At 72.7% G+C, this 23699-nt stretch carries 16 protein-coding genes, 2 tRNA genes and 2 pseudogenes; 10 read left to right on the top strand and 10 right to left on the bottom strand.

Going from position 1 to position 23699, the window contains the following annotated elements; all coding sequences use genetic code 11:
* The 3 genes and pseudogenes from JX283_RS04070 to JX283_RS04060 all read left to right on the top strand — a co-directional run.
* Positions 1–773, top strand: a pseudogene (locus tag JX283_RS04070) (putative ABC transporter permease); the annotation flags it as partial.
* A gap of 21 nt (positions 774–794) precedes the next feature.
* The gene (locus JX283_RS04065) at positions 795–1685 is read left to right on the top strand and encodes a tyrosine-protein phosphatase (RefSeq protein ID WP_204829463.1); all 891 of its coding nucleotides are present in this window, start codon (positions 795–797) and stop codon (positions 1683–1685) included.
* A gap of 96 nt (positions 1686–1781) precedes the next feature.
* Positions 1782–1856, top strand: a tRNA-Val gene (locus JX283_RS04060).
* Between the two features lie 466 nt (positions 1857–2322).
* On the opposite strand, the gene JX283_RS04055 is transcribed toward JX283_RS04060, so the two are convergent.
* Entirely contained in the window at positions 2323–2682 is a 360-nt protein-coding gene (locus tag JX283_RS04055) for a YccF domain-containing protein (RefSeq protein ID WP_204829462.1), read from the bottom strand.
* A 40-nt stretch (positions 2683–2722) separates the two neighbouring features.
* Between JX283_RS04055 and JX283_RS04050 the strand changes: the two genes are divergently transcribed.
* A complete protein-coding gene (locus JX283_RS04050) occupies positions 2723–3022 on the top strand; it encodes a GIY-YIG nuclease family protein (protein WP_135977278.1) in 300 nt (99 codons plus the stop codon).
* Positions 3023–4096: 1074 nt separating this feature from the next.
* Here JX283_RS04050 and JX283_RS04045 read toward each other — a convergent pair.
* Entirely contained in the window at positions 4097–4861 is a 765-nt protein-coding gene (locus JX283_RS04045; RefSeq protein ID WP_204829461.1) for a M48 family metallopeptidase, read from the bottom strand.
* A gap of 963 nt (positions 4862–5824) precedes the next feature.
* Here JX283_RS04045 and JX283_RS04040 point away from each other — a divergent pair.
* Entirely contained in the window at positions 5825–6040 is a 216-nt protein-coding gene (locus tag JX283_RS04040; RefSeq protein ID WP_204829460.1) for a hypothetical protein, read from the top strand.
* Between the two features lie 80 nt (positions 6041–6120).
* Here JX283_RS04040 and JX283_RS04035 read toward each other — a convergent pair whose 3' ends face one another.
* The 8 genes from JX283_RS04035 to aroF form a co-directional block, all read right to left on the bottom strand.
* Complete coding sequence (locus JX283_RS04035) at positions 6121–7110, bottom strand: type II 3-dehydroquinate dehydratase (protein ID WP_204829459.1); 990 nt, start codon at positions 7108–7110, stop codon at positions 6121–6123.
* 153 nt (positions 7111–7263) lie between these two features.
* Entirely contained in the window at positions 7264–8634 is a 1371-nt protein-coding gene (locus JX283_RS04030; protein ID WP_204829458.1) for a shikimate kinase, read from the bottom strand.
* 3 nt (positions 8635–8637) lie between these two features.
* The gene (locus tag JX283_RS04025) at positions 8638–9783 is read right to left on the bottom strand and encodes a bifunctional chorismate mutase/prephenate dehydratase (RefSeq protein ID WP_204829457.1); all 1146 of its coding nucleotides are present in this window, start codon (positions 9781–9783) and stop codon (positions 8638–8640) included.
* A 26-nt stretch (positions 9784–9809) separates the two neighbouring features.
* Entirely contained in the window at positions 9810–10946 is a 1137-nt protein-coding gene (gene aroC, locus JX283_RS04020; RefSeq protein WP_135977286.1) for a chorismate synthase, read from the bottom strand.
* Positions 10943–12226 (bottom strand): 3-phosphoshikimate 1-carboxyvinyltransferase, encoded by a 1284-nt coding sequence (gene aroA / locus JX283_RS04015; RefSeq protein WP_204829456.1) that lies wholly within the window; start codon positions 12224–12226, stop codon positions 10943–10945. Before aroA ends, aroC begins: the two co-directional genes overlap by 4 nt.
* 3 nt (positions 12227–12229) lie before the next feature.
* The gene (gene aroB, locus JX283_RS04010; protein WP_204829455.1) at positions 12230–13318 is read right to left on the bottom strand and encodes a 3-dehydroquinate synthase; all 1089 of its coding nucleotides are present in this window, start codon (positions 13316–13318) and stop codon (positions 12230–12232) included.
* Positions 13315–13995 (bottom strand): prephenate dehydrogenase, encoded by a 681-nt coding sequence (locus JX283_RS04005; RefSeq protein WP_239652460.1) that lies wholly within the window; start codon positions 13993–13995, stop codon positions 13315–13317. Before JX283_RS04005 ends, aroB begins: the two co-directional genes overlap by 4 nt.
* Positions 13996–14174: 179 nt before the next feature.
* A complete protein-coding gene (aroF, locus tag JX283_RS04000; protein ID WP_204829454.1) occupies positions 14175–15194 on the bottom strand; it encodes a 3-deoxy-7-phosphoheptulonate synthase in 1020 nt (339 codons plus the stop codon).
* Between the two features lie 187 nt (positions 15195–15381).
* Between aroF and JX283_RS03995 the strand changes: the two genes are divergently transcribed.
* The 5 genes and pseudogenes from JX283_RS03995 to JX283_RS03975 all read left to right on the top strand — a co-directional run.
* Positions 15382–15458 (top strand) — tRNA-Arg (locus JX283_RS03995).
* A gap of 79 nt (positions 15459–15537) precedes the next feature.
* On the top strand, positions 15538–17955 hold the full coding sequence (locus JX283_RS03990) for an HAD-IC family P-type ATPase (protein WP_204829453.1): 2418 nt from the start codon (positions 15538–15540) through the stop codon (positions 17953–17955).
* Positions 17942–20623, top strand: a complete 2682-nt coding sequence (locus tag JX283_RS03985) for an aconitate hydratase (RefSeq protein ID WP_204829452.1) — start codon at positions 17942–17944, stop codon at positions 20621–20623. The genes JX283_RS03990 and JX283_RS03985 overlap by 14 nt, the downstream gene beginning before the upstream one ends.
* Positions 20624–20645: 22 nt before the next feature.
* Positions 20646–21632, top strand: a complete 987-nt coding sequence (locus tag JX283_RS03980) for a zinc ribbon domain-containing protein (RefSeq protein WP_168353970.1) — start codon at positions 20646–20648, stop codon at positions 21630–21632.
* Positions 21633–21717: 85 nt separating this feature from the next.
* Positions 21718–22248, top strand: a pseudogene (locus JX283_RS03975) (peptidylprolyl isomerase); the annotation flags it as partial.
* Positions 22249–23699 lie beyond the last annotated feature (1451 nt).

The raw sequence follows: 23699 nt of genomic DNA, 5'->3' as shown, positions 1-23699 counted from the left end.
GCACCCCGCCCGCGGACCCCGCCTACGGCTCCATGGCCACCCGGCCGGCCTCGGCCGTCTCCTCCGAGCAGCGTCGCGCCGTGCGTCGCGCCGAGCGCCTTGCCCGCGACCAGTACCTCGACCGCGCCACCTTGGGCATCACGGTCTACGTCGTCGTCTTCATCGTGGCGAGCATGCTGGGCCTCTTCGCCGAGGAGGTGTGGATGTGGCACTCCCAGGGCCGCATGGAGAACCGTGCCGGTGTGGTGTGGGGGCCCTTCTCACCCCTCTACGGGTTCGGCGGCCTGCTGTTCACCGTTGTGCTCTGGAACTTCCGCAAGGCCTCCCTCGCCGAGGTCTTCCTCGTCTCCATGGGGGCCGGCGCTGCCATCGAGCAGAGCACCGGNATGGCCATGGAGCACTTCTGGCACGCCCAGAGCTGGACCTACCTCGGCCTCCCCGACGCCATCACCCAGTGGATCTNCTGNTNGTNCATCTTCGTGTGGGGCCTCCTCGGCGTGGNGTACGCCCGCCTCGTCCTGCCCGAGATCGTGTGGGTCGTCGGCGAGCCGTCGCACCGGCTCCAGGGGGTGGTGGTGGCTGTCCTCGTTGTGGCGATNTCCGTNGACCTGCTCGCCACGGCCTACNGCTTCTACCGCATGGGCCAGCGGAGTTTGGGCATACCACCCCAGAACGCCGTCGACGTCTACGTGGACGGCCACTTCAACGACGAGTTCATAGAGGGGCGCTTCCAGAACCTCGTGGTGGGCAAGCAACTNGCCCCCAACGGCTGAGGCGCGAGGGGAGGAGGGCCCATGGGCCACGGGAGGCAGACGGCGGCACCCGACCTTGCGGAGGTGGCGCTCGAGCGGCGCTTCGCGGCCTCGGACTGGGGCCACATGGGGCTTGCCGGCGTGCGCAACGCCCGCGACCTCGGCGGCCTCGCCACGGCCGACGGCCGTGTGGTGGTCCCGGGGCGCCTGCTGCGTTCGGGCGAGCTCGCCGGGGCCAGCGTGGCGNACGCGCGCCTCCTGGCCGACCTCGGGCTTGCGGCCGTGGTGGACCTCCGCACGGAGCGGGAGCGCTCCGCCAAACCCGACCCCGCCGGGCTCTTCCCTGCGGCGAGCTTCGAGTTCCTGCCGGTCATCGCGGCGTCGGCCGCCGGAATCACGCGCTCCATGGGCCCGCGCGAGCTCCTTGCGCTCTTCCGTGAGTACGAGATGGGCACCGAGGGGCGCATGANCGAGNTGTNCGCCCAGATCGTCACGGGCGACGAGGGCATCGCGGGCTACCGCCGGTTCTTCGACGTGGTCATGGCCGTGGGAGAGCGGCCGGCACCGTCCGCCGTGCTCTGGCACTGNAGCGCCGGCAAGGACCGCACCGGCATCGCCGCGGCGCTCCTCGAGCACGCGCTCGGCGTCCCCGAGGAGCTCGTGGTGGAGGACTACCTCGCCTCCAACCGCTTCACCCAGCCGGGCTGGGCCCGCGCCGTACTCGCCCTGGCCGACCGCCGCCTCTTCCCGGCCAAGCTGGCCGCCATGGCCCATGTCCTCTACACCGTGGAGGAGGAGAGCCTGCGCCGCGCCTTCGACGCCGTGCGGGGCAGCTGGGGCTCCGTGGACGCCTACCTCGACGAGGCCCTGGGCATGGACGCCGGCCGCGTGGCCCGGCTCCGGGAGCTCTACCTGGTCGACCCGGCCCGCTAGGGGCGACGGGAAAGAGGCGAAAAATGGGTCTTGCATGGCGAGGACGGGGCTCTTATACTCAATTCTGTTGCGCNGGCACGTGGCGCGGCAACCAACGGGCGTTTAGCTCAGGGGGAGAGCGCTTCCCTGACACGGANNAGGTCACAAGTTCAAATCTTGTAACGCCCACCACACAGTCACAGGCCATCGGGGCAACCCGGAGGCCTGTTTTTTTGTGAGGAGGGTGCGCGGAAGGCGTACCGGTACGGCAGGGCTCCACCCCGGTGAGCCCCTGCGGTGCGGGATAATCGGGACGCGGCGAGTGTTAGCCGTGGCGCGAAGGGGGCGTCGATGCGGGGCGGTTGCGGCACGAACGGCCTTGGATGCGCGGTTTGGTGCGAACGGCCGCGAATGCGCGATGGCAGCGGTATGAACGCCCCCCCCGATGCGCGATTCGGGCCCNGTCTCGCCCCGAAACCGCGCTTTGGAGCCGTCTCAGGCCAGACGGGCCGCGCAACGGGGGCCTTTCGCGCCAAGCCGCATATCGAGAGCCCCTCGTGTCGGGAGAACCGCGCATTCGCGGGTTCCCGTGCCCAAGAAGGGCCGTGGGGGGGCGCCTCTCGCCCGACTGGCCGTGCGCNTCGGNCCCGCCTTCGTTCTAGCGCACCTCCGCCCCGAAGGGCAGGAGCGACAGCTTGGCCATCTTGAAGAGCTGCACGCCGAAGGGCGCCCCCACCACGGTGACGCACCAGATGGCCCCTAGGAACAGGTAGCCGAGGGCCATCTCGGCACCACCGAAGANGAGCNAGAGGCCGNTGGCCAGTNACGACGGCAGGNCGCCCCCGTAGACGATCTCCTTGCCGAAGGGCGTGAGGGTGAGCGCGGCCATCTTGAAGGCCTGCCTCCCCACGGGGATGCCCACGAACGTGAGGCACCACACGAGACCTATGAGCAGCCAGGCCAGGGCGNTGNTNNACCCGCCGGTGACGATCCATATAATGTTTCCCAGGGTGCGCATGGGTCCTCCTCGTAGGGTCAGGCGGCCGGGGAGNGAGCTCATGGAAGGTCTTTACAGCGTCTATATGGTCCGTTGCTCCGACGGCTCCCTCTACACAGGCTACACCGTGGACGTGGCCCGTCGCGTGGCGTCCCACAACGCGGGCACGGGCGCTCGATACACGAGGAGCCGCCGGCCCGTCTCCCTCGCCGCCGAGGCGGCCTTCCCCACGCGCCACGAGGCCATGCGGGCCGAGGCCCTGATCAAGCGTCTGGACCGCGCCGAGAAGCTCGCCCTCACGCGGCTCTACGGCGTCGACCCGGACCGCTTCCGTGCGGCCGTTGCCGCCCTCATCGCGTGAGACCCCCGATGCCGGGCTGCCCCGTTGTTTCAGGCTGAATGCAACTGATACGAACAATCATTAGTCTGGATTCAACCATGGGAACGACTCCTGAGATTGTCCCTCTGTTATTCCCCCTGAGTTGAGAGTCCCTTTTCTGAGGGTAATTCCGATGTGACCGCAGCTCGGTTCAGGGCTCATCACAAAGGAAATAACCCCATGGACAGAATCGCCCACGCGCCCCTCCTCGCGGCGTCAGCCGCCCTCGCCATCGCCCTTGCGGGCCCCGCCGCCGCGGCCGACGCCGCCGCGCTCCGGTCTGCCCCGGGTCCCGGCGCCCCGGCCGACGAGGACATCGCCACCCTGAGCGAGGCGGCACTCTACGCCTCGTCCGCCGCGGCCCCGCTCGACGCCGGCTCCGTCAAGGACCCCTCCACCTACTGCGAGCTTGACGCCCTCATCGCCCGGGCCAACCGCGACATCCAGGCGATCGCGCGGCGGGGCAGCGCCGGTGCCGGTGTCTTCGGCGGCGTGCCGGGGGTCATGGACGCCCGGGCGCTCGGGGACCGGCTCCATGCGGTCGCCGACGCCGCCACACGCTCCGCGGAGGAGAAAGCGGCCGAGACCCGCGCCGCCGAGGCCCGCGCCGCCGAGCTGCGGGCCGCCGAGGGCTGCGGGGCCCGGGGCTCCTCGGCCGGTGCCGCCGCCCCCGTCGCCGACGGGGCTGCCGATGGGGCCCCGGCGGCCGGCGGTGCCGAGGCCGCCGGGGGCGACGACGCGTGGAACGTCTCCTACCGNGACGAGTACGGGGCGGCCGAGGGCGCGTCCGACGGGGCCTGCACCCAGTGGGCCGACGGCTACTACGTGGCCCACGACTGGTCCGAGTCCGGCGGGCAGATCGCGTCCAGGCCCGACACAGTGGTCGTCGACGGCCAGCGCTACGCCTACGCGGGATCCATGGTGGTGCCCGAGGGCTCCGACTACTATGCGAGCGGCGTCTACGACTTCACCCATGCCGACGGCGGCATCGGGTTCCAGACCTGCTGCGACGGCGGCTACCTCGTGACGCACTACGTCCCGTACTAGCCCCCGACCCTAAGCCTTGGCCGGGGCGTCGGGCGGCAGCCGCATGCCCTCGCGGTCGAGGTCCGCCTGGAGCCCGCGCCACCCCGGCAGCGCCCGGTCCATGACNTCCGANAAGCGGNGGCCGTGGTCGGGCGCCTCCATGTGGGCGACCTCGTGCACGGCCACGAGGTCGAGGAAGGCCGGGTCGTGGCAGGCGAGGTCGAGCGCGATCGAGACTGAGCCCGTGGACGGCCGGCAGGAGCCCCAGCGGCTGCCCATGCGCCGCACGGTCCACCGGCCGGTCCCTGTGCCGACGGCCCTCTCGGCCCGCTCCCGGGCCCCTGGAACCGCCGCGGCGAGCTCGCTTCTCAGCAGCCCCTCGAAGAGGCGCCTCCTAAGTTGGTGAGTCTCCTCCGAGGGGTCCTTCGGGTCGGGGACCCCGAGCACGAGCGACCCGTCCTCGACGCGGGCGGCCGGCCTCCCCTCCGCCGTCTCGAGGCGCACCGCGACCGGGCGCCCCCAGACGGCGACGACGTCGCCCTCCCGGAGCCGGCCCCAGGCGCGCCTACGCTCGAGCTCGTCGGCCGCAGGCAGGCGCTGGGCGACGGGGGCGAGGACGTCGGCGCCCTCGCNCCCGAGCCATGCCAGCACGGCCGCGCGCCCCATGGACCTCGGCGCCGAGACCGTCACCCGTCCGTCGCGGCCGGGCCGCAGCACGAAGCGCCGCCGTGCCCGGAACACCACGTCCACGGGCACGCCGGCCACCTCGCAGGAGAACCTCCGGATGCGGGCCACGGGTCAGCGTGCGGTGTCGATGAAGACCTTCAGGTACCGGGTGCCACGGTGCGTGAAGCTGTCGCGCCGTTCCACGACGGCCTCGCACGTGCGTCCCGCGAGGGTCTCGAGCACCCCGTAGGAGTGGTGCTGGCGCGGCACGACGGAGTAGGTGGCCGAGGTGGGGGAGCCCTCCACGTCGGTCCCGGCGAGGGTGACGGGAAGCGCCTCGCCCTGGGGCTCGCCCACGGTCACGGTCGCGCGCCCGCCCTGCGGGGCGCCCTCCTCCACGGCGAGGTTGACGACCGAGACGGGGGCGTCGAGGGGCACATCGACGCCGCACTCCACGAAGCGGTACCAGCGCTCGAAGGGGTCGGCCTCCGGGAGCTCGAGCTCCACGCCGCGGTAGCCGCCCAGCCCGCCCTCGGTGCGCACGGCCGCCACCGTGACGGAGTCTCCGAGCGAGANGAGGGCGCGGCCTGCGTGGGTGAGNCCCGTGGCGGCACCCACGAAGGACCCGCCGTACCAGAGGGCGTAGGCCGGCCGGCGCTCGGTGAACGCGCCGGCCCCCTCGAGCGCGGAGCGCTCCCCCTCGGTGAGCGGGTGCGCCTCCATGGCGAAGGCCTCGCCGGGGGCGAGGTGCGAGAGCGGCGCGGGGTCGACGATGCAGGGCGCGCTGGGGACGTCGCCCTCGAGGACTACGGTGCGGGACATGGGGTCTCCCTTCTCCGGGTGCGTGTCGTGGTCGATACCCAACGGAGCCCATCGTGACCGTGGGGCCGCCGCCGTGCCACGGCTCGCCCACGCCGTGCGATAGGGCGGCATGAGACCGTCGACGGCAGGGCCCCGGACCGTCCGGGATGTCGCGATGGGGCGCCCCATTCGACCGTTCGCCCTTCGTATCGACGAACATGCTTACAACCTGTTTTTAACCTGTTAAAGTTGTTCCAGTTGCCAGANGGCTGAGCGCCCTGGGTTGGAGTGATGACCATGAATGCCCCGACAACTGCCATCGACCGATTCTATGACCTGTGCGACGAGTTCGAGCGCCGCTTCGGCGAGAGTTTCTGGATGCCCGCAGGCTGCGGCCTGTCCACCGCCGACGGCATCTATGCCATCAAGAGCGCCATCGAGGCGGGGGAGTGCCGCAACGGCTACGCGGCCTTCGGCCTCGACGAGCCCCACGACGTGGCGAGCTGAGGCCCCGGACGACGGCACGGAAAGGCGCGGCCCCCTCGGGGGCCGCGCCTTTCTCCATATGCGGGGGCGTGCCGGCGGCCTCAGCCGTCGAGCGCGTCCGCGAGGATGCGGATGGCGTGCCCGTAACCCGCGAGCCCCTCGCCGGACACGGTGGCCACGCAGGCGGCGCGCACGTAGCTCACCTGGCGGAAGTCCTCGCGGGACGAGACGTCGGAGATGTGCACCTCCACGCAGGGGATGCCCACGGCTTTGAGGGCGTCGAGCAGGGCCACAGAGGTGTGCGTGTAGGCGGCGGGGTTGAGGACGATGGCGTCGTAGCGGCCGAGCGCGGCCTGGATCTCGTCCACCAGGGCTCCCTCGTGGTTGCTCTGGAAGCAGCGCACCTCGGAGAAGCCCGCGAGCCTGCCCTCGCGCCGGCAGAGGGAGACGAGGTCGGCGTAGGTGCCGCTCCCGTAGATGGCGGGCTCGCGCACGCCCAGCATGTTGAGGTTGGGGCCGTTGAGCACGAGAAGGCGCGGCGTCGCGGGCTCCTCGGCCCGCGCGGTGGCGGCCGCCGCGGCGTCGGCGGCGTCGAGGAGCGAGCCCGGGCCCTCGAGCATGCGGCGGAGCTGGTCGAGGTCGTCCGTCCGGGCCTCCGCGGCGGCGTCCTGTGCGGCCGCGGAGGCCTTGAGGGCGCGGTTGGCCTTGCGCTGGGCGGCGTAGCTGGCCCGTCGGCCGGGGTTGGTGTCGCGCGGCACCTCCTGGCGGGGCCTGGCCTCGCGTCGCGGNGCCCCGACCGTCATGGTCGAGATGGCCTTGGCGGTCTTGCGGCCGAGCGGGAGCCCGGTGAGGTCGCAGAAGTCGAGGGCGATGGCGTCGNTGACGGCGGGGCCGAACACGACCTCCACGCCGTTGGTGCCGTGGGAGCGGACGCCGAGGACGCCGTGGAGTGTGCCAAGGCGGTCGGAGTCCACCTGCGAGGTGTCATCGAGCTCGAGCCTCAGCCGGGTCATGCAGATGGCGTTGGCCCTCACGTTCCCCTTGCCCCCGCAGGCGTCGAGCACCTGCCGGGCGGTCTTCCCAGAGTCCACGCGGGCACCTCCCCCTCCATGGCCGACCCTTCGTTACCGGAATCATTTTTCCATGATGGGGGAGCGCGGGTCCGCTGGGGGCGATGTTCCTTTGAACGAGCACGGCTGGCCGCCGAGCGGCGGCCGGGCATGAACCCGGCCGCCGGCGGGCGGTCAGAGGCCGAGCAGGGACCTCACGAGCACGGCGTCGCCCTCGGCCGAGCCGGTGCAGCGCACCTCGAGGTCGGCCCACTCCCGGTAGAGGGGCATGCGCTCGGCGGCCAGCGCCTCCACGCCCCTGGCCGCGGTGAGCGGCCGGTCGTTGCNGGAGAGCTGGTCGAGCGGGCGGTCGAGCATNACGNCCGTGNCGTTCTGCTCCATGAGGCGGCGGTTCTCCNGGCGGCACACCACGCCGCCCCCGCAGGCCACGACGAGGCCGGTGTCGGCGCCATGGGCGGCGAGCACCGCGGTCTCCCGGTCGCGGAAGGCCGCCNCGCCGTCGCNGNCGATNCACGCTGCCGGCGTCTCGCCGTACTCCATCTCGAAGGCGTCGTCGAGGTCGACGAAGGGGCGCTGGACCATGCGCGCGAGCCTGCGGGCGGCGCCGGTCTTCCCGCAGCCCGGCATGCCGATGAAGAACACGTNCATGGACCCGCGCTCCAGCTCGCCGGCGATCCGGCCCACGAGGTCGTGGTCGAGCCCCACGCCCTGCCAGAGCTCGCTCGAGCGGAGGGCCTGGGCGACGAGCATGACNAGGCCGCCCTCGGCGGGGATGCCGGCGTCACGGGCGTCGAGCACGAGCCCGGTGCGCAGCGGGTTGTAGACGATGTCGAGGACCCCCCGAAGCCCCTCCATGGCCCCGAGGATGCCGGCGGGGAGGGGCGACGCCGGGCACGCGGGGTACATCCCCACCGGCGTCGTGTTCACGAGCAGGGCCGCGTCGTCGTGGTCCTCCACGAGGGTCCCGTAGCCGTGGCCCGGGCCCCCGGAGCGGCTGATGCGGGCCACCTCGGCGCCGGCCTCGGACAGCACGGAGCCCACGGCCTCGGAGGCGCCGCCGGTCCCGAGCACCACGGCCTTGCGCCCTCGGAGCCATGAGGCGTCGGCCCCCATGTGGCGCCGCAGGAAGCCGTCGAGGAGGAAGGCGAAACCCCACGGGTCCGTGTTGTCGGCGAGGACGCGCCCGTCGTCGAGGCGCACAAGCGTGTTGGCCGCGCCGTGGGCCTCGACGAAGGGCGTGCGGACGTCGGCCGCCTCGGCGGCCAGGCGCTTGTGGGGGATGGTGACGTTGAGGCCGCGCCAGTCGCCGCTGCGGACGAGGTCCGCGGCGTCCGCGGGGTCCGGCAGCGCGTGGAGGGCGTAGGGGAAGCTTCCCAGCTCCCGGTGGATCCGGGGCGACCACGAGTGGCNGAGGGCGCCGCCGAGGAGCCCGTAGGGGGCGTCCTCGGGGGCGGGTCCCTGCTCGGCGTCGCGCACGGCCCGCCCCGCGGCGAGCGCCTCCGCCACCGCGTCGGCGGCGGGCGCTATGACCTCGCGACCCGTCATGGCCTAGACCTCCTCGGAGTAGGAGCCCAGGTAGCGGAACTCCTCGCAGACGTCGTCGAGGGAGCCGACGAGGCGGGTGAACTCGGGCGCGGCCACGGGGCAGTCGACGTCGAAGTAGAACAGGTAGTCGAAGTCGCGGTCGGGGAGGGGGCGGCTCTCGAGCTTCACGAGGTTGATGTCCAGCGAGTAGAAGCGGGCCAGCACCTTGTAGAGGGACCCGGGGCGGTTGGCGACCACGGCCGAGAGCGAGGTGCGGTCGGCGCCGGGGTAGATCTCGAGGTTCTTGGAGATGCAGGCGAAGCGCGTGTAGTTGCCGCCCAGGTCCTGCACGGCGCGGCGCACGGTCTCCAGGCCGTAGACCTCGGCGGCGCTCCGGCTGCCGAGGGCGGCGGCCCCGGGGTTGTCGCCGTCGGCCACCATCTTGGCGGCCACGGCGGTGTTCTCGACCATGTGCACGGTCACGCCCTCCAGGGAGGCCAGGAAGTCGGCGCACTGGTCGATGGCCTGCTGGTGGGAGTAGATGTCCGTCACGGCCTCGAGGGTGCAGCCGGGCTTGGCGANCAGGTTGTGGTCCACCTTGNGGCGCACGGTCCGCACGATGNGGAAGTCGTAGGCGCCCATGAGGTCGTAGACCTGGTTGNCGGTGCCGGNCGNGGAGTTCTCGAACGGCAGCACGCCGTACTGGCAGAAGCCCTGGTCGACGGCCTTGAAGACGCCCTCGAACGTCGAGAAGAACGAGAGGTCGGCGTGCTTGAAGAGCTTGTCGGCCGCCAGCTGGGAGTAGGCCCCCTCCACGCCCTGGCAGGCCNCGAAGGCCGTGCGGGGGAAGAGGTCGGGGGTGTCGCGGCGCGCCCGCTCGATGGCNTCGACGAGGTCGGCGTTGCCCGAGACGTAGGCGGACTGGTTGGCCCGCGACACCTCCATGAGGAGGTTGAAGAGCACCACGGCATAGTCGCGGACGCCCTCGGGGGCCGCCTCGGAGACCTCGGCGATCTTCGCGCGTTCGCGGGCGCGGTCGAGCACGGGCAGGCCGCGCCCGGCCTTGTAGGCGGCCACCTCGTCGGTGAGCGCCATGCGCTGGGAGAAGAGGTCGAGGAGCTGGCTGTCGACGGCGTCGATGCGCTCGCGGATCTGGGAGAGGTCTGCCATGGGGGTCTCCTTCCGGTGGGTGACGGTCAGTTGCCGGGGCGCCAGACGGCGTCGCGGGGGGAGAACGTGACGAGGGCGTCCATGAGGACGAGGGCGCAGACGGCCTCGACCACGGGGACGGCCCGGGGGGCGATGCAGGGGTCGTGACGCCCCCTGACGCGGAGCTCGGCCGCCTCGCCCGTCGTGATGTCGACGGAGCGCTGGGGGCGCCCGATGGAGGACGTGGGCTTGACGGCCACGGCCACCCGCAGCGGCGCGCCCGTGGTGAGGCCGCCGAGGATGCCGCCGGCGTCGTTCTTGGCGGGCTGGGGGCCGCGGGCGCCTGGGACGTAGGGGTCGTTGTGCTCGCTGCCGCGCATGGAGGCGGCCCGGAACCCGCTGCCGAACTCCACGCCCTTGACGGCCGGGATGCCGAAGAGCGCCCGGGCGAGGAGGTTCTCGACGCCGTCGAACATGGGCGAGCCCACGCCGGCGGGCAGGCCCGTGGCCACGCACTCCACGACGCCGCCCACGGAGTCGAGGCCCGCCCGCGCCTCCTCGACGGCCGCCCTCATGGCCTCGCCCGCCTCGGCGTCGAGGACGGGGAAGGCGGCGTCGGCGAGGGCGGCCATCTGGGCCCGGAGGGCGGCCTCCGCGCCCGGGGCGTCGAGGCGGTAGACGAGGGGCTCGTCGGCCACGCCCGCGACCTCGGCGAGGTGGGCGGCCACGGAGACGCCGCGCCCCTCGAGCATCTGGAGGCAGATGCCGCCGGCGACGCAGAGGGGGGCGGTGAGGCGGCCGGAGAAGTGGCCGCCGCCGGCGACGTCCTGGAACCCCTCCCAGCGCACCTGGGCGGGCCAGTCGGCATGGCCGGGGCGCGGCACGCGCCGGAGCTCCTCGTAGTCGGGGCTGCGGGTGTTCGTGTTCGCGACGATGGCGCAGAGGGGCGCTCCGCAGGTCTCGCCGTCGGGGTTGAGGCCCGAGACGATGCGCGGGGCGTCGGCCTCCCTGCGCGGCGTGGACCACGGGTCGCGGCCGGGGGCCCTGCGGGCCATGAAGCGCGCGAGGCGCCCCATGTCGGGTCGGAAGCCGGCGGGCAGTCCCTCGACGACGCAGCCGATGGCCTCGGAGTGGGACTGGCCGAAGACGGTGCAGCGCACCGAGGTGCCGATGGTGGAGCTCACGGGCGCACCTCCCTCACGGTGCCGCCGAGGGCGGCGTAGTCGTCGAAGAACCGGGGGTAGCTCTTGGCCACGCACTCGGCCCCCCTGATGGTCACGGGCCCCTCGCAGCGCGTGGCCGCCACGGCGGCCATCATGGCGATGCGGTGGTCGTTGGCGGCGTCCACGGCGCCGCCCGGGAGGGGCGCGCCGCCGTGGACGAGGATGTCGTCGCCCTCCACGGAGACGTCGGCGCCCACGGCCCGGAGGCATGCGGCGACAGTGGCCACCCGGTCGGACTCCTTGATGCGGAGCCGGGCCGTGCCCGTGATGCGGGACGTTCCCGGGGCGAGCGCGGCGGCCACGGCCAGGGGCGNCACGAGGTCGGGGGTCTGCTCGACGTCGAGGGTGGCGGCGCGCGGCTCGCCCACGGAGGCGGAGGCCCACCGGGCGCCCTGGGAGACCGAGGCGCCGAGGAGGGCCAGGGCCGCCGTGACGGCGCGGTCCCCCTGGGCGCTCGTGCGGTCGACGCCGGTGACGGCGACCTCGGAGCCCAAGGCCCCCGCCACGAGCCAGAACGCGGCGTTGGACCAGTCGCCCTCCACCTCCACGGTGCCGCCCGGCGCCACGAGCCGGCCGGTGCCGTCGGCGGCGTAGACGGTGCCGGCGGCGCGGCCCTCGGCGGAGACCGGGCGGCCGAAGCCCGCCATGACCGAGGCGGTGAGCGCGATGTAGGGGGCGGACGCCACGGGGCCGGAGACGTCCACGGACACCGGCCCCCCCACGAGGGGGGAGGCCATGAGGATGCCCGAGNCGAACTGCGAGCTGNCGTCGCCCGGCACGGCGTACGTGCCCTGGGTCATGCGCCCGGTGGCGCGCAGGCGCCCGTCGCCGCGGGACACGGAGACGCCGTGGGCGGCCAGGGCGTCCTCGAGGGGCGCCATGGGGCGCTCGAGGAGCCGGCGGGCGCCCACGAACGTGGCGTCGGCGCCGAGGGCCGCCGCGAAGGGGACCATGAAGCGAAGGGTGGACCCCGACTCGCCGCAGTCGAGTGTCACGGGCCCCGTCACGGCGTCGGGGACGGGGGAGACGGAGAACCCGCGGCCCGGCACAGCCTCGACGGACGCCCCGAGGGCGGCGAGGCACCGGGCCGTGGCGTCGATGTCCTGGGAGGTGTCCGTGCACTCCACGAACGTGGGCGCGGACGACGCGGCCGCGCAGACGAGGGCGCGGTGGGCGACGGACTTGNTCGAGGGCGCGCGCACACCGCCCTGGAGCGGGCCCGGTCCGACGACGAGGNCCACGGCTCAGCCCCCCATGCCCCGCCGCANGACGNCGGCGTAGCGCTCGAAGGGCATGGGAACGACCTCGGCCCTGCCGACGGCCACGGGCACAACGAGGTTCACGGTGTCGCCGTGGCGCTTCTTGTCGGAGCGGGAGAGGGCGAGGACCTCGTCCACCGACGCGTCGCAGGTCACGGGCAGCCCGCAGGCCTCGATCCCGGCGACGATGGCGTCGGCCACGGCCGGGTCCGTGAGCCCCTCGGCGGCGCAACCCCGGGCCACCACGGCGAGCCCGCAGGCCACGGAGGAGCCGTGGCCCAGGGAGAAGCCGCTGGCGGCCTCGATGGCGTGGCCGGCGGTGTGCCCCAGGTTGAGCGTCTGGCGCAGGCCGCGCTCGCGCTCGTCGGCGTCCACGACGTCGCGCTTGATCTCCACGTTGCGGGCCACCACGGCGGCCAGGCGGTCGAGGTCGAGCGGACGCGCCGTGACGGGGGAGGAGGTGACCTCCCCGAACAGCTCCGGGTCTGCCAGGACGCCGTGCTTCACGACCTCGCCCACGGAGTCGAGCANCAGGTCCCNGGGCACNGTCTCGAGGCAGGCGACGTCGGCCACCACGGCCCAGGGCTGCCAGAAGGCGCCCACGAGGTTCTTTCCCTGGGGGAGGTCGACGGCCGTCTTGCCGCCGACGGAGGAGTCCACCATGGCCAGCAGGCTCGTCGGCACCTGCACCACGGGGCAGCCCCGCATGTAGAGGGCCGCGGCCAGGCCGGCGAGGTCGCCGGTGACGCCGCCGCCGAGGGCCACCACCGTGGTGTCTCGGGTGCACCCGGCGTCNGCCATGGCCCCGAGGCAGGAGAAGAGCGTGGCGGGGTTCTTGGAGGCCTCGCCGGCGGGGAAGGTGAAGCGGGCGGTGCCGTAGCCGGCCTCGGCGAGCGACCGCTCCACGGCGTCGCCGTAGAGCGGCCCCACGTTGGAGTCGGTCACCACGAAGGCAGTGTCGCCGCCGCAGGCGTCGCGGCACACGGCCCCCACGCGTGGCAGCAGCCCCACGCCCANGNTGACGTCGTAGGGGCGCGACGGAGCGCTCACGTGGACGGTGCGGGTCTCGCTCATCGGTCCGCCTCCTCCTTGGCGCGGTTGCCCTCCTCGAGCAGGGCCTCCAGGGCCTCGCGGTCGCCCGCCGCGATGGCGTCGCGGTACTCGGTCAGATGCCCCACGATCAGGTCGATCTCGTCCACGAGGTTGTCGGNGTTGGNGNGGAACAGCTCGGACCACATGGGGGCGTTCAGCGAGGCCACGCGGGTGAGGTCGCGCCANGNCCCCGCCGAGAACCCCTTGCGGCTGGCGGCCCGGGGACTCTTGACGTAGGCGCTGCTCACCACGTGGGCGAGCTGCGAGGTGTGGGCGATCTCCCCGTCGTGCTCCTCGGGCGTGGCCACGGTGACCGACCCGAACCCGCAGGGGGCGAGCAGGCCGGCCACGCGGTCGAGGAGTGCCAGGTTCTCCACCGGGTCGCCCGGGGGCGGGCAGAGCACGAGTGGGGCGCCCTCGAAGAGGTCGGCGCGCGCGTGGGCGAAGCCCGAGTACTGGGTGCCGGCCATGGGGTGCGCGCCCACGAAGGCGAAGCCGTGCTCCCGGGCGACGGCCAGGCAGCGCCCGCAGGGGCCGCGCTTGACGCCGCAGGCGTCGATGACCACGGCGTCGGGCGAGACGAGGCGGGCGTGCTCCTCGAGCCACGCGACGGAGTGGGCCGGGTAGGTGGTGAGCACGATGAGCTCGCAGGTGCCCACGGCGTCGCCCTCGAGCTCGCCGTCGACGGTCTACACGCNGGCGAGCTCGTAGATGGAGCGGGTGCGGTTCCAGGCCAGGACCTCGGTGCCCCCGCGGTGGAGGGCCCGGGCGAAGGAGCCTCCGATGAGCCCGNGGCCCACGACCCCCACGCGGCCGGGCACCACGGTCCCCGTGGCCGTCACTCGTCCTCCATGGTCACGGCCTGGCGCACGAGCTCGATGCGGCGCATGGCGTTCCTGAACTGCTTGGGGGTGAGGGCCTGGGCGCCGTCGGACCAGGCGTGCTCCGGGCGGTCGTGGACCNCGATCTCGAGGCCGTCGGCGCCCGCGGCCGTGGCAGCGAGGGCGGCCGACACCACGTAGCGGGTGTAGCCGGTGGCGTGGCTGGGGTCGCCCACCACGGGCAGGTGCGACAGGTGGTGGGCCACGGCGATGGCGTTGGTGTCGAAGGTGTTGCGCGTGCGGGTCTCGAACGTGCGCACGCCGCGCTCGCAGAGGACGACGTTCTCGNTGCCGCCGGCCATGATGTACTCGGCGCTCATGAGCCACTCGTCGATGGTGGCGCTCATGCCGCGCTTGAGCAGGACGGNGCGGCGCAGCTTGNCGAGCTCCTTGAGGAGCGTGAAGTTCTGCATGTTGCGGGCGCCCACCTGGAGGACGTCGACCTCCATGTCCTCGAAAAGCTGGACGTCGCGGGCGTCCATGATCTCGGTCACCACGGGCATGCCGAGCTCGGTGCCGGCCTCGTGGAGCAGNCGCAGGCCCTCGGCGCCCATGCCTTGGTTGGCGTAGGGGGAGGTGCGCGGCTTGAAGGCGCCGCCGCGGAGCATGGTGGCGCCGGCCTCCTTGACCTCGCGGGCGATGGCGAGCAGGTTGTNCCCCTCCACGGAGNANGGGCCGGCCNTGACCTGGAAGCTGCCGCCGCCGATAAGGACGCCGTGGCCGCAGTCCACCACGGTGNCGGCGGGGTGGAACTTGCGGTTGGCCTGCTTGAAGGGCTCGGAGACGCGGGTCACGTGCTCGATGATGTCCATGGACTCGAGCAGGAACGGGTCGATGGTGGTGGTGTCGACGATGAGGCCCACCACGGTCTCGTTGCTGCCCCGGCTCACGTTGGTCGAGAAACCCTTGGACTCCAGCCACGAGACGAAGTGGTCGAGCTGGTCCTGGGTCGCGCTCTGCCTGACTACGGCAATCATCAAGGCGCCTCCTTCTCGATGACTTTCAGTTTTGGTCAATCCGAGCAAACCTACCACAACCGGGCGGGCCGCCACAGCCGGGGACGCGGCGCNTAGCGGGGCGTTTACATCGCAGAGGGTGTCCGCGGCGGNTCTGNGCACCCTTNGCGCNGGGGGGCGCCGATGTCTGTTATAGTGATGGGCGCACGCCGACTTAGCTCAGTGGATCAGAGCGTTCGCCTCCGGAGCGAAAGGTCGTGGGTTCGAGCCCCACAGTCGGCACCACCTGNATCTAGGGCCGGGGTCTGCGCGAGCGGGTCCCGGCCTTTTCCGTATCGCCCGAGGCGCCGAGAGGAGACGCAAGGTGACAGAAGAACGACCCGCGGGGGGCGTCGCGCCCCCCGCCGACCCCACACCGGCCGGCGGCCTCACGGACGTNCGGGNCGACCGGGANCTCGCGGAGGGGCGGGGCAACCGCGACACCTCCGCCGGGACGCGCTCCACGGCAGACATCGTGCGCTCCAACCTGTGCACGCTCTNCAACNCCGTCAACGTGGNGCTCGCGGCCCTCGTCTTCACGACGGGCTCCTACCGCAACATGCTCTTCCTGTTCGTGGTGGCCGCGAACGCCGCCATCGGCATCTTCCAGGAGCTCCGCAGCAAGCGGGCGCTCGACCGCCTCACCATCCTCGCCGCCCGGCCCGTGCGGGTGCGCCGGGAGGGCAGGGAGGTAGAGGTCCCGGCCGACGATGTCGTCCTGGGCGACCTCGTGCTCCTCGCCCACGGGGCCCAGGTCCCCTGCGACTGCCTCGTGCGCGAGGGCTCGTGCCTCGTCAACGAGTCGTTGCTCACCGGCGAGTCGAGGCCCCAGGCCAAGGCACCCGGCGACACGCTGCTCTCGGGCTCCTTCGTCGTGTCGGGCTCCGTCTGCGCCCAGGCCACGGCCGTGGGCCCGGACTCCTTCGCCGCCCGCATCGGCGCCGAGGCCAAGACGGCCAAGCCGGTGAACTCCCAGATCATGGCCACCCTGCGTTTCATCGTGCGCCTGGGCACCTGCGTGCTCGTCCCCGTGGGCCTGGCGCTGTTTCTGCGCTCCTACCTCGCGGGGGGCGGCTGGTCGTCCTCCGTGCTCACCACCGTGGCCGCCGTCGTGGGCATGATCCCCCAGGGGCTCATCCTNCTCACGTCCACGTTGCTCGCCGTGGCCACGGTGCGCCTCGCCGAGCGGAACGTGCTCGTGCAGCAGCTCTACTGCATCGAGGCCCTGGCGCGGGTGGACGTCCTCTGCCTGGACAAGACCGGCACCATCACCTCCGGCGCCATGANNNTGCGCGAGCTCGNCCCGGTGGGGNNNACCCNGGAGGCGGCCCTCTCGGCCCTCGCCGCCGTCATGGGCGCCAACGCCGGCGACGCCAACGAGACTGCCCGTGCCTTCCTCTCGTACCTCGAGGGCGAGGGCGTCGCCGCCGAGCCCGNCGTGCGCGCNGTGTCCTTCTCGAGCGAGCGCAAGTACTCCGGCTGCGTCACCGCGGGCGGCGCCTACGCGGTGGGCGCGCTCCAGTTCCTGTTCCCCGACGGCGCGCCGGCCGGTGCCGCCCCGGTGGTCGCGGGCTTCCCGGCCACGGCCCGCGTGCTGGCCGTGTGCGCCGTGGACGGCTTCGACGGCGACGACCGCCCCGTGGGCGCGCCGCGCCTCCTGGCCCTCGCCGCCGTGGCCGACGAGGTCCGCCCCTCAGCCCCCGAGACCCTGGCGTTCTTCCGGGAGCAGGGCGTGCGCCTCAACGTCATCTCGGGCGACGACCCGCGCACGGTGTCGGCCATCGCTGCGGAGGCCGGAGTGCCCGACGCCGGCTCGTGGGTGGACGCCACGACGCTGCGCACCCCTGAGGAGGTCGAGGACGCCGCCGCCCGGTACCGGGTGTTCGGCCGCGTGACGCCGCAGCAGAAGCGCGACCTCGTGCGCGCCCTCCAGCGGCAGGGCCGCACCGTGGCCATGACCGGCGACGGCGTGAACGACGTGCTGGCCCTCCGAGAGGCCGACTGCTCCGTGGCCATGGCCTCGGGCTCCGACGCCGCCCGCGCCGTGGCCGAGATCGTCCTCGTGGACAACGACTTCGCCTCCATGCCCCACGTGGTGGACGAGGGCCGGCGCTCCATCAACAACCTCCAGCGATCGGCCTCGCTCTTCCTCGTGAAGACGGTCTTCTCCATGGCCGTGGGTCTGCTCTGCGTCCTCTTCCCGCCCTATCCGCTGCTGCCGATCCAGCTCACGCTCGTCTCGGTCACCCTCACGGGCATCCCGAGCCTTGTGCTCGCCCTCGAGCCCAACCGCGACCGGGTGAGGGGGAGCTTCCTCNCCAACGTGCTCTCACGGTCGGTGCCGGCCAGCGCCGGCATCGTGCTCGGCCTCGGCGCTTTGGTCCTGGCCCGCGGCGCCCTCGGGTTCGACGACGCCCAGGTCTCCACCGTGGCCACNTGCGTTGTGGCGNTTNTCGGNGTGGCGCTCATCTNCGCCGTGTCGCGCCCGCTCAACGCCCTGCGCCGCACACTGCTCGCGACCATGGCCGCGGCCACGGTGCTCGGCATCACGGCGTTCGGCCCCTTCTTCGAGGTGGCTCCGTTCTCAGGGGCGATGTTGCCGTTCCTTGTCCTCGCCTCCGCCGCAGGGTGCGCCCTGTTCGCGGTGCTCTATAAAAAAGGTGGGGAGGCCACGGACAGCGGCCGCGGTCCCTACGTGAGCTTCGCGAGCTACCTTGAGGAGAGAGAGCATGCACATTCCTGACCCCGCGGCCTTTGCCGCCGCCGTCGCCGCAGCCCGCACCCCGCGCACCCTCGAGGCGGGCGGCGTCTCGCGACTCATGGTGGACGTCTCCGGCATCCCCGGCGCCATGCGCCTGCCCTCGGCCCTCGTGCGCCTGCTGGAGAACGTCGTGCGCCGCGCCCCGTCCGACGAGNCCGCCTGCGAGGCCGCCCGCCGCGTGGTCGAGGCCGGCCTCTCCGGCGAGGCGGGCGAGGAGGTCGACTTCATGCCCGCCCGCGTGCTGTTCCAGGACTTCACCGGNGTGCCCGTGTTCTGCGACTTCGCCGCCATGCGCGACGCCATGACGGCCCGCGGCGGCGACCCGGCCCGCGTGAACCCGAGGATTCCCTGCGTGCTCGTGGTCGACCACTCCGTGGCGGCCGACGAGGCCGGCTGTCCGTCCGCCCTGGCCGACAACCTCGCCGTGGAGGCCCGCNGCAACGCGNAGCGGTTCGCCTTCCTCAAGTGGGCCGGGGCCTCGTTCGACAACGTGACCATCGTCCCGCCCGGCCAGGGCATCTGCCACNAGCTCAACGTCGAGCGCTTCTGCGAGGTCGTGGGCACGGACGCCCTCTGGGGCGGCGAGGGGGCCATGGCCTGCTTCGACACCCTCGTGGGCACCGACTCCCACACCACCACGGCCAACGGCCTGGGCGTCATGGGCTGGGGCGTCGGCGGCATCGAGGCCGAGGCCGCCGCGCTCGGCCAGCCCATCCCCATGCTCGTCCCCCGCGTGGTGGAGCTGCGCCTCACCGGCGAGCTCGCCCCGGGCGTGAGCGCCATGGACCTCGCCCTCACCGTGGCCGAGCTCCTGCGCGCCGAGGGGGTCGTCGGCCAGGTCGTGGAGGCCACGGGCCCCGGCGCCCTGTCGCTCTCGGTCACCCAGCGCGCCTGCGTCTCCAACATGTGCCCCGAGTACGGCTCCACGGCCGTGCTGTTCCCCATGGACGGCAAGCTCTTCGACTACCTGCGCCTCACGGGGCGCGACGGGGCGGAGGTCGCCTTCGCCGAGGCCTACGTGCGGGCCCAGGGCCTGCTCGACCCCGAGGTGCCCCGCGTCTACGGCAAGACGCTGGAACTCGACCTCGCGTCGGTGGGGACCTCGCTCGCCGGCCCCTCGCGCCCCCACAACCGCACCACGCCCGCGGGGCTCAAGGGNCGCTTCGAGGGGGCCGCGGCCCGGAACGGCCACGGCGACATGGCGGAGCGGTTCACCGTCGAGACGGGGGAGGGCACCTTCGAGCTCGGCCACGGCGCGATCGCCATCGCCGCCATCACGAGCTGCACCACGGCCACGGACGCCGCGATGGTCGTCGCGGCCGGCCTCGCCGCCAGGCGCGCCGTGGAGGCCGGCCTCGCGCCCAAGCCCTGGGTCAAGAAGGTCCTCGCGCCCGGCTCCCGCGCCGCCGGCCTCCTGCTCGAGCGCGCGGGGCTCAGGGGGCCCCTCGAGCGCCTGGGCTTCTACACCTGCGGCTACGGCTGCATGAGCTGCATCGGCAACTCCGGCGAGATCCTCGGGTGCCTCAAGCCCTGGGCCAGCTCCATGGAGCTGGCCAGCGTGCTGTCGGGCAACCGCAACTTCGACGGCCGCATCTCGCCGGACGTCGCCCAGAACTACCTCGCGAGCCCGGCCCTCGTGGTCGCCTACTCCNTCGCGGGCACCGTCGACGTCGACCTCTCCGTGGAGCCCCTCGGCACCGCGGCGTGCGGCTCGCCGGTGATGCTCGCCGACCTCATGCCCACGGACGAGGAGGTGGCGGCCGTCCTCTCCGAGGTGCTCGACGCCAGCCTCTACGAGGAGGGCACGGCCTCCCTCATGGAGGGCGACGCCACATGGCGCCTCATCGAGGCGGCGCCGTCGGCCACCTTCCCTTGGGATCCCGACTCCACCTACATCCGCCGCCCGCCGTACTTCGAGATCGCGGAGGCCTGCAGAACCTTCTCCCTCGAGNGCGCCCGGTGTCTCGTGGACCTCGGCGACTTCGTGACCACCGACCACATCTCGCCGGCCGGCGCCATCGCCGCCGGCTCCCCGGCCGCCGCCTACCTCGAGGACCGGGGCGTCGACCCGGATCGGTTCAACACCTACGGCGCGCGCCGCGGCAACCACGAGGTCATGGAGCGCGGNACGTTCGCCAACGTCAAGCTTGAGNACCGCNTTGCCGGCGGCGAGCGGGGCTGCGTGACCCGCGACCTGCTCACCGGCGACCTGACGAGCGTCTGGGACGCTGCCGAGGACTACCGCGCCCACGGCGTGCCCCTCGTGGTCCTCGCGGGCAGGATGTACGGCAGCGGCTCCAGCCGAGACTGGGCCGCCAAGGGCCCCCTCCTCCAGGGCGTCCGCGCCGTGGTGGCGGGCAGCTTCGAGCGCATCCACCGCTCCAACCTCGTGGGCATGGGCATCGTGCCCCTGGAGCTCGTGGACGGAGACGCGGCGTCGCTCGGCCTCGACGGCTCGGAGGTCATCTCCGTGGACCCCGTCGACTTCTCCGGCGGCCTGCCCGACCCCGCCGTCGTGTGGGTGCACGGGCTTCAGCGTGGTGGCAAGACGGTCGATTTCCGATGCCGCGTCCGTGTGGACACGCCCACGGAAGGGGCGTACCTCACCGCAGGCGGTATCCTTCCCTACGTGCTCGAGTNNCTGCTCTGACGTTCACAACGGAGGTGTGCCCGTGAAGAAATGCCCCCACTGCGGCTCGATCGTGGCCGACGACGCCGTCGTCTGTCCGGCCTGCCATGCGGAGCTCGACCTCACGGCGTCGCTTCCCAGGCTCACCGGCTCCTACTGCCCCAGCTGCGGCGCCCTCGTCCCCGAGGGGTCGACCAACTGCCCCAAGTGCGGCATGTGGGTCGAGTCGCGCCCGGCCCCCAAGCGCGGCCGGCGGGTGCAGGCCACCGTGGGCGACGACCCCGCCGCCCCGGACGCCACCAACGAGCTCCCGCGGTTCGAGTCGGCCGTGCCGTCCGAGAAGGACCTCCGCGATCCCTACCTGCGCGAGCACCCCGTGAGGCTCCGGGCGGTCTTCGTCGCGGCCGCGGCCTGCGTGGCCGTCGTGGGCGGGGCCGTGCTGCTCATCGCCCACCCGTGGGACCCCGACGCCTTCAGCATCCGCGCCACCGCGCCGGCGGACACCTCCCAGGCGGGCTTCCCCGGCACCGTGGACACCCTCAAGGGCCAGGACTCCAAGGGATCCGGCTCCGACACCGTGAAGTCCGGCGACGAGACCACCTACGAGGGGCTCTCGAATGCCTACACCGCCCTGGGCGACCTCTCCGGGCGCCTGGACGACTCGGTGTCGGAGCTCGAGGAGAAGGGCTTCTCCGGNACGGCCCAGGAGCGTCAGGAGGGCCAGAGGCGGGCGGCTACGCTCGGCGTGGAGATCTCGAACTGCATCTCCGACATCCAGGGCGTCGACACCACGAGCGGCACCTATGAGGACGAGCGCGAGGAGCTGCTCAAGATGGGCAACTGGCTCCGCAACCGCTCCGACATCGTCTCGTCGGCGTGGAGCGAGGCGGCCTCCGCCCCCGACCCCTCCTCGGCGCGCGAGGAGGTCCTCTCGTCCGTGCGCGGCGAGGCGTCCTCGTTCGGGTCCCTGTTCAAGCAGGCCTACTCGTCTTTCTCGATCCAGGCGCCCGCCGACGGGTCCTCCTCCTGAGCGCGCCCGTCGCTGCCGTTCCTGTGAACGGTGCGATCGGTTGGTAAAATTCTGCGGATACCCTCGGTCTCGGAGGAGGACCCCCATGCCCATTGACCCGCTGCACACGCCCGAGTANGTCCCGGTGGGGGNNGAGNACGCCACCATCGTCACCAACAAGGGGACCGTCGTCGTCGAGCTCGACGGCCTGGGCGCCCCCGTCACCGTGGGCAACTTCTGTGAGCTCGCCGAGTCCGGTTTCTACGACGGGGTCAAGTTCCACCGCTATGAGCCGGGCTTCGTCATCCAGGGGGGCGACCCCATCACCCGCGACATGGACCCCTCCGACGTCGCGGCCGGCATCCCCGGCCCCGCCGGCGTCCCCGGCACGGGCGGCCCCGGCTGGTGCATCCGCCACGAGTACGACGTCAACCCGAGGAACAGCCACGTCGACGGCGCCATCGCCATGGCCCGCTCCGCCATGCCCGACTCCGCGGGGTCGCAGTTCTACCTCTGCCTGGGGCCACAGCATTTCCTCGATTCCGGGTACACGGTATTCGGCGTCACCGAGGAGGGGCTCGACGTCGCCCACAGCCTCNGCGCCGGCGACGTCATCGAGTCGGTCACCATCAGCCACGGCAACCCGGCCGCGTNGCCTCCGTCACACGCAGCACCACCACACCAGGGAGGATCCACAGTGGATCAACAAGCATTCCAGAGCGGCCGCGCCGCGTACATGAACGGCGACTACTCGACGGCGGCCACCCTGCTCGGGGCGGCGACCAACCCGGGGGAGGTCTACGCCGCGGCGGACCACATGCGCGGCAACGCCCTCATGAAGCTCNGCCGCTACCGCGAGGCCGCCGAGGCCTACCGCCTCGCCCTGCANGACCGCTCCTACGGCAAGGTCGGCGCCCTCAACACCAACCTCGGCCGCGCCCTCGCGGCCTCCGGCGACGACGTGGGGGCCGTGCAGGCCCTCAACGCGGCCCTGGCCGACCCCTCCTACACCAACAGGTACAAGACCCAGATGGCCCTCGCCAAGGTCTACGAGCACGAGGGTCAGATGCGCGAGGCCGGCGCCGCCTACCGCGCCGCCGCCATCGACGAGAACAACCCCGACCCCGCGGTGTCCCTCGTGGCCCTCGGCCGCTGCTTCATGGAGCTCGGCCGTCCCATCGACNCCGTGGAGGCCTACCGCACGGCCCTGGACTTCTCGTCGTCCACCGGCTCCCAGGCCGCGGTCTACGCCCAGCTGGGCGAGGCCTTCGTGGCCGCCAGCCGCATGCAGGAGGCCCTCGACGCCTTCAACCACGCCACAGCGGACGGCACCTACAGCCTCAACCCGGCCCAGCAGGCCTCCTTCACCGCCGCCCAGAACGCCGTCGCGGCCCTCACCGGCCAGAAGGGTGGCGAGACCGACGCCATGCTCGCCGCCGCCGGCTACGGCGGATCCGGCTCCTTCGACCCGCTCGACCCGCTCGGCAAGTCCGGCGAGTTCATCCCGTCGCCCGAGGACACCGGCTTCTTCTCCATCTCCGAGCAGGACATCGTCGNGGCCGAGAAGAAGGAGAGCAAGGTGCGCCGCAAGAAGAAGCGTACCNGCGTGNAGGTGCTCGTCTGCGTCGTTGTGGTGCTCGTGGTGGCCGCCGCGGCCCTCGGCTTCGCCTACTGGCGAGGCTACGGCTGGCCCACCCAGGAGGACGTCGTGGCCGACCTCTTCTACGCCAAGACCGACGGCACCGACACCTCGGCCTACATCGCCCCCTCGGTGTCCGAGGACCAGCGCGCGGCCATCGAGGCCATCCTCCCGTCCGGCGCCACGGTGANNGTCGACGGCGTCGACCGCTCGGCCGACTCCTCCACGGTGAGCTGCACCGCGGCCCTCCCCGAGGGCGGCAGCCAGGCCTACATCGTCACGCTCGCCCGCGAGGGCATCGGCTGGAAGGTGACCGACGTCCAGCTGGCCTTCGACTCCTCCTCCAACGCCGGCACCGGCACGTCGTCCACATCGGGCACCGTGCCGTCCGACGCCGGCAGGGACGCCGGCGCCGCCACGCCCGACCCCACCTCGACCGACGGCACCCC

This window comes from Olsenella sp. CU969, from assembly GCF_905219715.1.
Classification (GTDB): Bacteria; Actinomycetota; Coriobacteriia; order Coriobacteriales; family Atopobiaceae; genus Granulimonas; species Granulimonas faecalis.
This window is presented reverse-complemented; position numbering and strand designations above follow the sequence as displayed.

What these genes read in the sequence shown, in the direction of transcription:
- JX283_RS04050 (WP_135977278.1), top strand. Translation starts at nt 2,723, where the DNA reads ATGGAAGGTCTTTACAGCGTCTATATGGTCCGTTGCTCCGACGGCTCC.
- JX283_RS04040 (WP_204829460.1), top strand. Translation starts at nt 5,825, where the DNA reads ATGACCATGAATGCCCCGACAACTGCCATCGACCGATTCTATGACCTG.